This window comes from bacterium (assembly GCA_021372515.1).
In the GTDB taxonomy this organism is placed as follows: domain Bacteria; phylum Gemmatimonadota; class Glassbacteria; order GWA2-58-10; family GWA2-58-10; genus JAJFUG01.
On sequence record JAJFUG010000058.1, the window covers coordinates 1 to 12984 of the forward strand.

Annotated in this window: 12 protein-coding genes; 5 read left to right on the forward strand and 7 right to left on the reverse strand. The window is 63.4% G+C overall.

What is annotated here, in order from left to right; all coding sequences use genetic code 11:
* From LLH00_06170 to LLH00_06185, 4 genes are all read right to left on the reverse strand, one after another.
* Nucleotides 1-447: hypothetical protein (locus tag LLH00_06170; protein ID MCE5270854.1), on the reverse strand; the 447-nt coding region annotated here is incomplete at its 3' end.
* Between the two features lie 362 nt (nt 448-809).
* On the reverse strand, nt 810-1880 hold the full coding sequence (locus LLH00_06175) for a hypothetical protein (GenBank protein MCE5270855.1): 1071 nt from the start codon (nt 1878-1880) through the stop codon (nt 810-812).
* A 35-nt stretch (nt 1881-1915) separates the two neighbouring features.
* The gene (locus tag LLH00_06180; GenBank protein MCE5270856.1) at nt 1916-3568 is read right to left on the reverse strand and encodes a GMC family oxidoreductase; all 1653 of its coding nucleotides are present in this window, start codon (nt 3566-3568) and stop codon (nt 1916-1918) included.
* Between the two features lie 24 nt (nt 3569-3592).
* Nucleotides 3593-4147: a gluconate 2-dehydrogenase subunit 3 family protein gene (locus LLH00_06185; GenBank protein MCE5270857.1), complete on the reverse strand. Its 555-nt coding sequence runs from the start codon at nt 4145-4147 to the stop codon at nt 3593-3595.
* A gap of 373 nt (nt 4148-4520) precedes the next feature.
* On the opposite strand from LLH00_06185, the gene LLH00_06190 reads away from it, so the two are divergent.
* The 5 genes from LLH00_06190 (at nt 4521) to LLH00_06210 (ending at nt 10628) form a co-directional block, all read left to right on the forward strand.
* Nucleotides 4521-5609 (forward strand): response regulator, encoded by a 1089-nt coding sequence (locus LLH00_06190; protein MCE5270858.1) that lies wholly within the window; start codon nt 4521-4523, stop codon nt 5607-5609.
* Between the two features lie 113 nt (nt 5610-5722).
* Nucleotides 5723-6529, forward strand: coding sequence for a hypothetical protein (locus LLH00_06195; GenBank protein ID MCE5270859.1), 807 nt, complete (start codon nt 5723-5725; stop codon nt 6527-6529).
* Between the two features lie 19 nt (nt 6530-6548).
* A complete protein-coding gene (locus LLH00_06200) occupies nt 6549-7400 on the forward strand; it encodes a mechanosensitive ion channel family protein (protein ID MCE5270860.1) in 852 nt (283 codons plus the stop codon).
* A gap of 193 nt (nt 7401-7593) precedes the next feature.
* Nucleotides 7594-7866, forward strand: coding sequence for an integration host factor subunit beta (locus LLH00_06205; protein ID MCE5270861.1), 273 nt, complete (start codon nt 7594-7596; stop codon nt 7864-7866).
* Between the two features lie 146 nt (nt 7867-8012).
* Entirely contained in the window at nt 8013-10628 is a 2616-nt protein-coding gene (locus LLH00_06210; GenBank protein ID MCE5270862.1) for a hypothetical protein, read from the forward strand.
* Nucleotides 10629-10832: 204 nt separating this feature from the next.
* On the opposite strand, the gene LLH00_06215 is transcribed toward LLH00_06210, so the two are convergent.
* The 3 genes from LLH00_06215 to LLH00_06225 form a co-directional block, all read right to left on the reverse strand.
* Nucleotides 10833-11822: an acyltransferase gene (locus tag LLH00_06215; protein ID MCE5270863.1), complete on the reverse strand. Its 990-nt coding sequence runs from the start codon at nt 11820-11822 to the stop codon at nt 10833-10835.
* Nucleotides 11823-11872: 50 nt separating this feature from the next.
* Nucleotides 11873-12499, reverse strand: coding sequence for an SIS domain-containing protein (locus LLH00_06220; GenBank protein ID MCE5270864.1), 627 nt, complete (start codon nt 12497-12499; stop codon nt 11873-11875).
* On the reverse strand, nt 12492-12984 hold a 493-nt coding region (locus LLH00_06225; protein ID MCE5270865.1), incomplete at its 5' end, for a hypothetical protein. The genes LLH00_06225 and LLH00_06220, both read right to left, overlap by 8 nt.

Sequence of the window (12984 nt, forward strand, 5' to 3'; positions counted from 1 at the left end):
AAAGCGCGCGATGTCCGCCACGTCGGTGTAGCCGTCCCCGTTGAGGTCTGGGTCAATCGGCACAGGCGGCGTGTCTGTCAGGCCGAGTTGCCGCAGCACCCCGCCGATCCGGTCCGACCACTTCGGAAGCGTCACCTTCAAGGCCTCCAGGTGCTCGCGGGCCATTTCCCTGGCTGAGCCGCTCAAGGGGAGCAGGCTGTCCGGATGCGTCAGGATCGGAGTGCCCTGATAGATGTATCCCTCGTACTCGCTGATTAACGACCCAAGCATCCCGCGGGTGTCCTGGATGTCCACGCTGCCGATACCTTGGAACCGCTCGGCAATCGAGTCGGGGACACAGGCCAGGGAGGAATCGCGGATAACGGCGGCGTATTGGAAGTAGAAGGCCAGGTCTTCGAGGTCGCTCTTGTGGTCGTGGTTCAAATCCGAATCCCAGTACGAGGGCATATAAGCAAGACAACTCGACGCTCCTCCAAGGAGAAGCACGGCAAAAATTGAAAATGCAACCAGGAGATATTTTTTCATCAGGAAGTGCCCTGAATGACGGTTAATGCATTCAGTCAACCGGAATACAACCCGTGCCAGGAAACAACGCAGGCCTGTGAGGGGGGGAGCTCATGCCACTCTATTCGGCTTTTACAGCTTGCTTGAGTTATTATGCAGATATCTTGATGGCATGTCAACATCTTTCAAGCATTCTCCCGGCAAGACAATCGAAATCCCGTGGCGTCCGTTCAGCTATGCCGCAAAAAAGCCCCCGGCCGTTTGCACAGCCGGGGGCTTCGGGGGCATCTATGTCTCGCGGTGAATTATTTTTTGGCCGGCACTCCGGCCGGGTGGCAATCCAGGCAGGCGACCCGGTGGACATTGTGGGGGCTGGCCGGGTCCTTGAACGTGGTGTCCATCCGGCGCACGTCCAGGCCGCAGTTGCTCATCTTGGGGTGGCAGTTGTCGCATGACGCGGCGGCGTCCTGCGAGTGCGGGTCGTGGCAGCCCAGGCAGCTTATACCCTCGTGCACGCCGGCCGGGGTGCGGTCATCCCCGCTGGCCAGCTTGAACCCCGGCTGCGGGGCGTGGCACTGGTAGCAGAGGCCCTGGCGCTTGTCCGGCGAGATTGCCACCACGCGCCCGGTGGAATCCGTTATCGTGGGCAGGGGCAGCACCTCCGCGCCGAAATGCATGCGCTCGCGGCGGTCGTAGAACGCCAGCGAGGGCGTGAGCGCCTTGCCTGTGCGGGAGTAGGAAATCTCTTTCGGCTTCGAATAATCCGGCGCTGCCGCGGGAGCGCCCTCCGCATGCACGCGGTGGCAGGCCAGGCAGGGGATGGCGTGGATCGCGGCCTTGCGCTGATCGATCAGCCGCCAGGGCCCGACAGTGTCCATCGGCGCGACAATCGACTCCACAGCGCCTTCATCGTACATGCCGTGGCAGCGGGTGCAGTCCTCGTTCAGGCGGACACGGCCGTTCTGGGCCGCGTTGAGGAACACATCGGCGTAGCGCATCGAGTGTCCCCCGGCCATCCAGCGCGACCAGTTGCCCTGGTGGCAGGCCTGGCAGCGCCCGGCCACGAAATCCGCCTGCGCGCCGTCCAGGATGATCCGCTCGGGAAGCTCACCTTTGGCATGGGTCAGCAGGCGGTGGAAATTGTTCAGGTGGAAGCTCAGATTGGCGGTGAACACTCCGCCGTGGCAGGCCTTGCACTGGACATTCCGATGGCTGGAGCCGGCCCAGTGGTCGCGCGAGGGGACAATCTCGTGGCAGAGCGTGCAGTACTCGCCCGAGACCGAGCCACCCGCGATGTAGCCCAGGTTGAGCAGGAGCATGCCCACGGCCAGGACCGCGACCGTCGCGGAGAATATTTTCAGACCGCGCTTTTTCATTCCGGCTTCCATAAGGGTTGGCTGCTCCGCCCGGCTCAGGAGCGGAAACGCGTTCCGTTCCACTGGCGGGCGATGTATTCGGCGCTGCGGTATGCCACCGCCATAATCGTCAGCACCGGGTTGAACCCGCCGTTGTTCACCTGCGTGCTGCCATCCACCACGAACAGGTTGTCGATGTCGTGGACCTGGCCGTACTGGTTGACCACCGAGGTGGCGGGGTCAGCCCCCATGCGACAGGTGCCGGCCTGGTGCTGTCCGCCCGAGACACCCAGCCCGGGCAGGGAGCGCCAGGTCCGGATCGCGCCGGCCTCCAGCAGCCAGCGCTCGGCCTGGCGGGTCATGAAATCACCGGTCTCGCGGTCGCGCGGGTGACGGGCGCCCGAGATACGGGCCACGGGCAGGCCCCAGTAATCCTTGACCTCGGGGTCCACCTCCACCCGCGACTCGAAAGTCGGCAGTTCCTGCACCGCCGATTTAACCCCCATGGAACGCTTGTACCAGTCGCGCTGGAACTGCTTGTGCTCCAACCCCCAGCGCGCCGCTCCGGGAGGACGGATCCCGGTGAAAAGGTAGGGCAGGCGGATGAACTCGTTGACCAGGATGCCGCCGCCGATGTGGCCGGGGTTGCCATGGTTGAAATCCATCGACGAGATACAGGCCCCCGGCCCGACATCATCGTACAGCTCCCGCTCGAACAGACCGTAGGCTCCGCAGTAGGCGTGGCCCTGGAGATTGCGCCCGACCCAGTCGTTACGGTTGCCCAGGCCCGCGGGGAAAAGCTTACATTTGGAATTGAGCATAAGGCGCGGGGTCTCGGTGGCCGAGGCCGACAGCACCACCAGGTCGGCGGCCTGGAACTGACTGCGGTCCTCCGGGTCAAAGTATTCCACCCCCGTAGCCCGCCCGCGCTGGTCCGTGACCACCCGGGCCGCCACGCAGCCGGTGCGCAGCTCGCAGTTGCCACTGGCCAGGGCCACTGGGATCACCGTGTTATGCGTGCCACACTTGGCGCCGACCTCACAGGCGAAACCGACACAATAGCGGCAGGAGACACAGGCCTGCCGTCCGGCATAGGGCACCGTGTTGCGCAACATGGGAATGGGAAAGGGGTGCAGGCCCAGGCGCAACCCGGCGGCGTAAAGCAGCCGCCCCTCGGCAGTGTAGGGCTTGGGCGGCATGGGCCGCTCACGCTTACGCGGCGGGGCGAACGGGTTGCCCTCGTCGCTGCCCGAGACCCCGATCTCCCACTCGACTTTCTCGTAATACGGTTCCAGATCATCGTAGGAGATCGGCCAGTCGGCCAACGTGCTGCCCGGGATGTCACCGTAGAGGGTGCGCAGGCGGAAATCCTGGGGCATGAAACGCCAGGCCATCGCCCCGTAGCTGAAAGTTCCGCCCCCCACACAGGCGGCGTTGTTCTGGTAGGCGCTCTCGCTGGGCAGCACCTGGACCCAGCGCTCGCCCTGGCGGACAACCCGCCGCCAGCGGCGGTCATCCGGGCCGAAAGCGGAGCCCAGTACTGAGGTGCGCTGGGAGGTCAGCTCATCGTGGTCATGGTCCTGGAAACTCTGCCAGCGGCCACGCTCGAGCAGCACCACGGAAAGCCCCGCGGTGGCGAGTTCCTTGGCCACCACTCCGCCAGCCGCGCCGGCTCCCACAACGATCGCATTCACCCTGGGCAATGCCATCGAAAGTCCTCCGAACCCCCGTCTTCAGGCACGCTGGTTGCGTCCCACGATCTGCGGATAATCCAGGCCCAGCATCCGGTAGCTCACATAGTCGCGGTTGCCGCCGTGGCGCGGCGGACCGTAATATCCCTGAAGGCAATGCTCGCAGAGCAGGGCGAAAAACTCCCGGGCCTGTCCCTGCTCCCAGATCCCCTCCGGGACATCACCTTTCTCCAGACGCGCCAGCAACTCGGTCTGCTGCCAGTCCGAAAGCTTTTCCCAAGGCGCGGAATGCACGGCCTCGGCGGTGCGGGCCAGGCGTGGCAGCCCATCGTGATAGCTCGCGGCATACCGCTCGTAGGGGCCGTCCAGCTGACGGTCGATGAAATCGACCACCCCGGCGAACCGTCCGCCCGGGTCGCTGTCCGAGGGGATGATCCGCTCCGAGATGTCATCCACCAGGCGCGCCTCGGCCTCGCTGAACGCCCGCCAGCGACGGCGTTCCACCAGGCAGCCGGAGCCGAAAACCCCCGCCGCTGCAGCGGCGACCGCGCTCACCCGGAAAAAAGTCCGTCGGGCAATTTTTTCACCACTTCGCATCGATTGGTCCTTAAAGGAAACAAACTGGCCGCAGAGGCTGAATACTGTGTCGCCAAACCGCTTCGGCCGGGATATCGAGGAGGATTGTAGTCAATCCCGCCTGCCAAGTCAACCCTAAAAACCGGCGCGGAATGCCGAAGTGTGTCTGTGGCAATTAACTTTTTAAGCTTGTGGTTGTTGCACATCATACAACGTAAAATCCGGTGGGCCGCTTGCGTCGGATGGATGAATTCTATTAGAATTTAATTAGATATGTCTTCAGCCTTCCGCCGCGGGCGGAAGGGACTGCACTCCCCTCCAGGCCCGGCCCCTCCTGTTTGCACCGCCGGGCCTGAATTTGCAGTTCAAACCTGAAGAAACAGGAATCGATTCCATGGCCGATCTGGATCGAATCAACGTACTTATTGTCGATGACGACGAACTGATAAGGATTTACCTTCGCGCATTTTGCCAGGTCAACGGCTGGGGCTGCGTGGAGGCGGGCGACGGGCTGACGGCGATAGAGATACTCCGCAGCAACCCGGACGCTTTCTGCCTGGCCCTTCTCGACCTGCACCTGCCAGGCCTCACGGGGCTGGAGGTGCTGCCGGAACTGCTCAAGCTGGGACAGGACCTGGCTGTCATTGTCATGACGGGCTACGCCGAGATCGGCATTGCGGTCGAGGCCCTGCAGAAAGGGGCGGTCGACCTGATAGAGAAACCGCTCGACAACAACCTACTGCTTTCGCGTATCGAAAAAGCCCTCGAATTGCGGAAGATGCGCCGCGCCAACCAAGCCTATTTCACTGAAATGGAGCAGCAGGTGCGACTCCGCACCTCGAATTCCGAGGCGGCCCTCAAGGCGACCATTTTCGGCCTCGCCCGCCTGGCCGAGCAGCGGGACAATGATTCCGGCTTTCACCTGGAGCGCATGGCACACTATACGCTCACCCTGGCGAAAAGCCTGCGGGAAAGGAACCTGTACCGGAACACCCTGGATGATGACTACCTGGAGAACCTTTTCGACTCCGCCCCCCTTCACGACATCGGCAAGGCCGGGGTCCCGGAATCCATCCTTCTCAAACCCGGTCCTCTGGATGAAAATGAATGCAAGGTGATGCACTCGCATACCAGCATCGGAGAGCGCACCCTTGCCGATATCCAGTCCCGGGTGGAGACGGAGGATTTTCTGCTGCTTGGGATAGAGCTTACCCGAAGCCACCACGAGCGTTTCGACGGCTCGGGCTACCCCGAGGGCCTGATCGGGAACGCGATCCCGCTATCGGCCCGCCTGGTCGCACTGGCCGATTTCTTCGACGCCGTGACCACGGTGCGCATCTACCGTACGACCACCTTCACCGGGAACCAGGCCGCATCGATGATCGCCGGTGCGCGGGGGACGCATTTCGACCCGGACATCGTGGATGCCTTTCTCGCCTCACGGCACGAATTTACCAGGATACACCAGGATTTCATGGACTGAAATCACCCGCCGCCCGAATTGAAAAACGCGCCGAGACAGTTGCACGCCACAAGGGAAGAGGTTAATGTTAAGCCGGATCCGGTGTGCGACCAAACCCAGTCCCGGAAGGTTGGATGAAACTGAAATCGGCGCTTGAGCATGTCTGGTGGGGCAGGTTCGAAATCCCGGAGGACCAGGGCGGTCTGTGGCGGATCGGAGCGGCCGGCATACGGATCGAGCGCTCCTGCCACGAGTGGGTCCTGGCCTGCGAGACCGCCGAGGAGACGAACGGCGAGGAAGTCTCGATCCGTATTCCGGTGGAGCGTCTGGGACGGTTCGAGGCCAATTGGACCGTGGCGCGTTTCGGCATGGGCGCCACCCAGAGCGGCATCACAGTGGCGCCGGCCCTGGCCGACCGTCCGGTGGTTATCCGCACGGATGTCCCGTTCCACCTTCTGCCACGGCAGGAAATAGTCTTCTATGTCAGCGCCCCGCTCTGGTTCAGGATCGAGACCGGGGAGCCGGCTTTCAGCCTGGCCGATTTCCCGATCCACCGTCCCTCAGACACCTGGTTCGGCCCCTCACCCAAGGAGGGCGAATACTGCTACGCCAACCGGGTCTACGGCCAGCTCAAGCTCGATAACATCCGTTTCCGCCCGCAGCGTGCCATCTCGGTGATCCGGCTCAATAACCGCACCGCCGAGACCATACTCATCGAGCGCCTGAAACTGCCCTCGCAGCACCTGTCGCTCTACCAGGGCGAGCACGGCTGGCTCTGGACCCAGGGGCTGAACGTGGAATTCAACCCCGACCACAGCGCCGAGGTCCAACTGCGCGACTACGCCCCGGCCGAGGCCGGCTCGCCGCGCCTGGTCAGCGGCCCGCGCCAGAAAGCGGAGAAAAATATTCTTACCCGCGCGTTCGATTACCTGATCGGCTGAACCCATGTGGAGCCTCAAGATGACCGATTCCTTTTCCTGGCTGACCAATTATCTGACCCCGGAGCGGATGATCTCCCTGGTGCGGGCTCTGATAATCCTGTCGGTCGGGATCATTGTCTCGCGGCTGGTGGCGGCCAGCGTGGGCAAGATAGTCGAGCGGCGCTCCAGCAAGCAGCAGAGTATCATTTTCCGCAAGATGGCGCTCTACCTGATGCTGACTCTGGTGCTGGTCTCGGCGCTGCGCGAGCTGGGTTTCCAACTGGGCGTGCTGCTGGGGGCGGCCGGCGTGCTGACCGTGGCCGTGGGGTTTGCCTCGCAGACCTCGGCCTCGAACATTATCAGCGGCCTGTTCCTCCTGGCCGACCGTCCGTTCCAGATCGGCGACGTGATCCAGATCGGCCAGACCACGGGCGTGGTGCACTCGATCGAGCTGCTCTCGGTCAAGCTCCAGACTTTCCAGAACCACCTGGTGCGTATCCCCAACGAGGAATTGATCAAGTCGCAGGTGATCAATTTCACCTACTGGCCCATCCGGCGGATTGACATCGAGATCGGCGTGGCCTACAAGGAGGATATCGGCAAGGTGCGCAGCCTGCTGATGGAGGTGGCCGACCGCAACCCGCTCTGCCTGGAGGAACCGGGGCCGCTGTTCATTTTCGCCGGCTACGGCGATTCCTCGATCAACCTCCAGTTTTGCATCTGGGTGAAAAAGGAAAACTACCTCGATGCGATGAACAGCACCAAGCAGCAGATCAAGGAAATTTTCGACCGCAACGGCATCGAAATACCTTTCCCGCAGGTTTCGGTCTCCACCTCGAGCGTGACCGACCCGTTCCCCATCGCTTTCAGCCGCTCAGGGAAAACCGCCTGAGAGCGCCCACCGCAGCGCCGGAAAAATGCGAGCGTTTCAGATTGAAGCCGTTTGTTTCTTGACAATTTGCTTGACCGCTACGCCCGCCACGGTTAATTTATCCTCAGTTCCGCTGTTGACCGATATCTGCGGTCTTAACCCTCCCATCGGGAACGCTTTCCTTGACCTCTGATCAATTCACCGGAGAATATGTATGACCAAGGCGGACATCGTTGAGAAGATCGCCGACAAGACCGGATTTACCCAGAACGAAACGCGTCTGGTTGTGGAGCAGTTCCTCGAGGAGATCAAAACCTGTCTGACCCGGGAGGAACACCTGGAGGTGCGCGGCTTTGGGACGTTCAAGATCAAGAACTGCCGGGAACGGAAAGCGCGCAACCCGAGAACCAACAGCGAGGTGCGGGTTCCGGCCCGCAAGAAAGCCATTTTTAAGGTGTCCAAGGAGCTGAACGAGCAGCTCAACTGACTGTCCCTGATACGCCGACACGCCTCTCAATAGCCCAGCCGAGCCCCGACCACCCGCTGGGCCTGCCGCTTCCCGTTTCTTGGACCATCTCCGGTCAAGTGAAGATCATCCCGTCCATATTCCCCTGAATCCTTCCAGGAGCCGACATGCGCGTGCCCATTTCCAGGCTTTCGGGAGCACTGCTCCTTCTCTGTCTCGCCCTGCCCGCCGCGGCGCCGGCTTTCGAGCTGCCGCTCACCGCCCGCGAGGCCAACGGTCTCACGCGCCGCTCCGAGCCTGTCTCGACCGGAGTGTTCATCCCCCGCGGCGCGCTGAAAAGCACGGACCGTCTGGCGGTGATAAGCCCGGAGGGCAAGCCGGTCGCAGGCCAGTTCGAGGCCCTGGCGTTCTGGCCCGACAAGTCGATCAAATGGCTGCTGGTGGATTTCCTGGCCGATTGCCAGCCGCGTGGAAAAGTCACCTACAGCCTGCGCGACAGCGGGGAAAAGGCGAAGCCCTCCGCTCTTGTGCTGCAGCGCACGGACCGCGGCGTGACAGTGAGCACCGGCCCGCTGCGCTGCGAACTGAGCCGTGAGCGGTTCGACCTGTTCGAAAACGTGTTCCTCGACCACGACCGCAACGGCTCGTTCGAGCCGGGCGAGCGGGTGAGCCGCGCGGCCCACGGCCCGGCGATAAGCCTGACCGACAGCCGGGCCGGCCTGGTATCGAGCGGGTTCGGCCGGGTGAAAAGCTTCGCGGTGGAGGCCGAGGGGCCGGTGCGGGCCACGCTGGCGGTCAAGGGCTCGCTGGCGGATTTGGACGGCAAGGCGGAGCTGGACTACACGGCGCGGCTAAATTTCTACGCCGGCACCGGGTTTGTCCGGGTGTTTTTCACGCTCGTAAACCGTAACCCCACCGAGCCGGTGACGGATGCCAACGGTGACAAGCACTGGATCATGGGCCGGCCGGGCAGCGTGTTCATGGAGGACATGTCGCTGAACAGCGCTCTGGCGTTCGATGGGCCGATCCAGTTCTCGGTGGGTGACGGGACAAACGAACTGCTGGACCGCGTGATCCTGACCGACCGGGCCGGGATCTACCAGGAATCCTCCGGCGGCGAGAACTGGTACTGCCGCAACCACATGAACGCCAAGGGCGAGATACCGCTCACTTTCCGCGGGGCCAAGGTGTTTGTGGGCCGCGTGGAGTCCTGCACCCGTAACCGTCCCCAGGCCTGGATCCACCTGGCCGACCGCCGCTGGGGCATCGCCGTGGCGGTGCGCAATTTCTGGCAGAATTTTCCCAAGGCCCTGACCGCCACCCCGGAGGGCGATGTCCGGGTGGGTCTCTGGCCGGAGGAGTTCCCCGACCTGCACGAGCTGCAGGGCGGCGAGATCAAGACTCACGAGGTGGCCTTTTTCTTCCAGACCGGGCCCCAGGGCAGCAACCCGAACGAGAACCGTATCGCCACGGTGATGGCCGCTTTCCAGGACCCGCTGGTCGTGCGCGCCCCGGCCGAAAGCTACCTGGCCGGCGGGTTCTTCGATGACGCCGTGCCTGAGGACACATCCCTGTTCCCCACCTACGAGGCCCTGCTGCAGGGCGGGGTCGCGGCCCGGGACAACAACCTGTTCCAGGACATCGAGCGCTATGATGAGTACGACTGGCGCAATTGGGGCGACACCCCAGCACGCAACGAGTACGACGAGACCGGCGGCCCGCATACCGGGCGCCACGTGATGAGCCATTTCAACCACGAGTACGACCACGGGTTCGGCATGCTGCTCCAGAACCTGCGCACCCTGGACAGCTCCCCGGAACTCTCCCGCCAGTGGTGGAGCCTGGCCGAGCCTGGTCTGTGGCACGAGGCGGATATCGATGTCTATCACTGCAGCGCCGATTCCCAGGCCCAAGGGGCTTTCAACGGCGGCAAGTTCGCCCACACCTCGCACGGGGTGGAGGTGGCCAATGCCAGCCATCGGGGAAGCCCGCTTCTCACCTGGTGGGGCAAGCTCACCTGGCCCTGGGGCCAGGGCCAAAGCCCGGAAAGCGGGCATTTCAACACCCGCGGCCAGATGGCGCTCTACTACCTGACCGGGAACCGTCAGCTCCTGGAGGCCGCCACCGAGCAGGCCGATCTGGTCTACTACAAGATCACGCAGAACGTGTTCCCGCAGATCGACCAGGTTGAACGCGATCCTGGGAACAACCTTCAAATTTTAACCGATGCTTATCTTCTGACCTGGGATAAAAAATACATCGCCGCGGCCGAGAAAATCCTTGAAAGCACCGGACCCGCCAAACAGTGGTACACCACCGAGAAAGGCCGTCGCGCCAACCCGGACAAAGCTGTCTCCGGGTTCTGGACCGCCGCGATCTGTATCAACGCCGCGGCCCGCTGGACCGCGGTGATGGAGGAGGCGACCGGCAAGCCCTATAAATTAGGCCGCGATTACGTGGTCCAGTACGCGGATTTCACCGCCATCTGCCTGGCTGGCGGGCCTGAGCACGGGTTCTACGCCGACTGGAGCCCGTCCGCGGGCGGCCATGGCGACCTGGGTCCTTGGACCTACCGTCTGAGCGATGTAGTCATGTTCGGCCATAAATACAGCGATGACCCGCAGGTCAAGCAGCGCTGCCTCAAGGCCGCGGAGGAGGCGTTCGAGTTCATGAGCCGCCGGAACCCCGGGCCGGGGCCATCCTACAACGACAGCAAGTCGCACACGATCCTGAGCGGCGGCGGCCGGGAGTACACGTATTTCAAGAAGAACGGGCGCTGGTGACAGGCGAGGGGCCACGGCCGGGGGCCGCGCCGGGCGCCTGAAAGGCGCCGCGCGCTGTCGCGCGCCCGCCGAAGGCGGCGGCGCGGCCCCCCGCTCGCGTCCCGAGCCTCCCCGAAGCATTCCTATGCTCCGCAGCATAAAAAAACCGTCCGTGGCGGTCGATCCGCCACGGACGGCTTACTCAATCCAGATGAAGATAATCCCTCACTCCCCGTCCAGGTCCACCCCCAGTTTCTTGCGGAACGCGTTTCGCATCGAGCGCGTGTCCACCTCGGCGGCCCGTTCGATCAGCTTGCCGTAGAGCTCGGGGCGGCGCGCAGTGGTGTGCGAGCGGCCCAGGCTCAGCTCCAGTTGCTTCGGGTCCAGGTCCGCGACCACCATATCGTCGTGAAGCGCGAAACTCTCGGCCTGCACGATCCCGTGCGGGTCTATCACCACCGCGCCGCCACAACGCACCTCATCGACTCCGTCCACCCCGCAGCCGTTACTGAATACGGCGTAGGTGCCGGTGTCGTAGGCCCGGCTGGGCAGCCATTTCATCAGCCACTGACGGCCCTTGGGACCGAGCACCTCAGCCCGGATCGCCTCCGGGTTCTTCTTGCGCTCGTGCCACAACTGGGGATCGATCTTGCCCATCCCGGCGCAGGGGATGTCGAACCCGCCGGTCTGGTGGGGAAGGAACATCAGCTGCGCGCCCTGCAGCTCGTAGATACGCCAGTTCTCCCAGAGGTTGCTGTCGTAGCAGATCAGGATACCGGCGCGCCAGCCCTGGATATCGAGAGTCACGAACTGGTTGCCCGCGCTCAGGTGCTTGTTCACGAACGGGTGCAGCTTGCGGTAGCGGAAAATCGCCCCGTCCGGGCAGGCCACCACATATGTGTTATACAGATTGCCGCCCTCGCTCTGGTCGATTTCGAGCAGCCCGGCCAGGACTGTTATCCTGTTGTCGATCGCCAGCCTGGAAAGGACCTCCACCGACCGTCCCCCCGGCACCGACTCGGCCAGAGCGCTGAGTTCAGCATAGTTCAGACCGGCCAGGTGCATGTAGCTGGAGATACAGCACTCCGGGAACGCCACTGCGGCGGCGCCCTCCACTGCGGCGCGACAGGTGAAATCCTCCACCTTGGCCAGGTTGGCGGCCTTGTCGCCGTTGGTGTGCTCCATCTGCACTGCGGCCACGCGCAGCTTGTTCATCCGCTCTCTCCTCGTTCTCGGTTCCCGGGCTGCGGGAAGCTGTCATGTTTTCAGGCTTGTGATTGTACTCCGAAAAACTCCTCCTCCAGCATCAGGCACAGGGCATGGTACACCGGCAGGTGCAGCTGCTGGACCAGGTGCACCGTTGTTTCCGGCACCCGGATTGTCACTCCGGCCAAGCCGGCCAGCTTACCGCCACCGGAGCCGGTCAGGCCGAGCACCGCCATGCCGCGGGCACGGGCCGCGCTGGCGGCATGCAGCACGTTGGCCGAGTTACCCGAGGTGGTTATGCCCAGAAGCGTATCACCCGGACGGCCCAGCGCCCAGACCAACTGGGCGAAACAGTATTCCGGGTCGACATCATTGCCGAAAGCCGTGCTGAATGCGCTGAACCCGGTCAGAGGTATCGCAGGAAGGGCCCCCTGGAGCTTGGCGGCCAGTGGTTCGCCCAGGGCGGCGCGCTCGGCCTCTCCCAGAGGTCGCCGGCTCACGAAACCCTTGAGCAGCTCGCCGCTGATATGCTCACAGTCGGCCGCGCTGCCACCGTTGCCGCACAGGAGCAGCTTGCCGCCCGCGGCGAAACAGTCACGGAGGATCTCGAACGCGCTCTGGATGTCCCCTGCGCAGACAGTAAGCTGCGGGTGCGAGGCGGTCAGGTCCGCGATGTGCTTATTCACTGTCGGGCTTTCCTTTCGCTGGGGGTTGATATTGGCCCAGTCCCTGGTGCAGGGCGAGCAGGAAATCCCGGTTGTCCGCGCTCAGGTAGCGCATCTGTCCGCCCATGCGGCTGAAACTCTTGCAATAGCGAAGGTAGTAGTCGGGGTTGTTCTCGGGCGGCTCACCTGCGGTCCAGTCCCAGTGCGACTCGGCCAGGTCCACCACCAGGATGTAGTGGCCCGAGATAGCCTTGCCTATCTGAAGGGCCAGGTTCTGGCCCATGGAGAGCGACTTCTCGAACACCATCGGCGACATCACCGCCGAGCCGACCGACAGGTACACGCCGTCGGCGATATTGCTCACTGCGGCGGCGTAGCGCAGGAAATCCCGCTCTGCGGCCCGCCCCAGAAGGGCCCCGTTGTTCATCGGATGGTTGTAGATTATGTCGTGGCCGAACATCGGGTGGCCGGTGAACGGCACCCCCAGGCGGAACGCCGCCGCCTGC

Bases quoted from the DNA above. Each gene is read 5' to 3' on its own strand.
- LLH00_06200 (MCE5270860.1), top strand. From the start codon at position 6,549: ATGACCGATTCCTTTTCCTGGCTGACCAATTATCTGACCCCGGAGCGG.
- LLH00_06180 (MCE5270856.1), bottom strand. From the start codon at position 3,568: ATGGCATTGCCCAGGGTGAATGCGATCGTTGTGGGAGCCGGCGCGGCT.
- LLH00_06210 (MCE5270862.1), top strand. From the start codon at position 8,013: ATGCGCGTGCCCATTTCCAGGCTTTCGGGAGCACTGCTCCTTCTCTGT.
- LLH00_06195 (MCE5270859.1), top strand. From the start codon at position 5,723: ATGAAACTGAAATCGGCGCTTGAGCATGTCTGGTGGGGCAGGTTCGAA.
- LLH00_06175 (MCE5270855.1), bottom strand. From the start codon at position 1,880: ATGAAAAAGCGCGGTCTGAAAATATTCTCCGCGACGGTCGCGGTCCTG.
- LLH00_06205 (MCE5270861.1), top strand. From the start codon at position 7,594: ATGACCAAGGCGGACATCGTTGAGAAGATCGCCGACAAGACCGGATTT.
- LLH00_06190 (MCE5270858.1), top strand. From the start codon at position 4,521: ATGGCCGATCTGGATCGAATCAACGTACTTATTGTCGATGACGACGAA.
- LLH00_06185 (MCE5270857.1), bottom strand. From the start codon at position 4,147: ATGCGAAGTGGTGAAAAAATTGCCCGACGGACTTTTTTCCGGGTGAGC.
- LLH00_06215 (MCE5270863.1), bottom strand. From the start codon at position 11,822: ATGAACAAGCTGCGCGTGGCCGCAGTGCAGATGGAGCACACCAACGGC.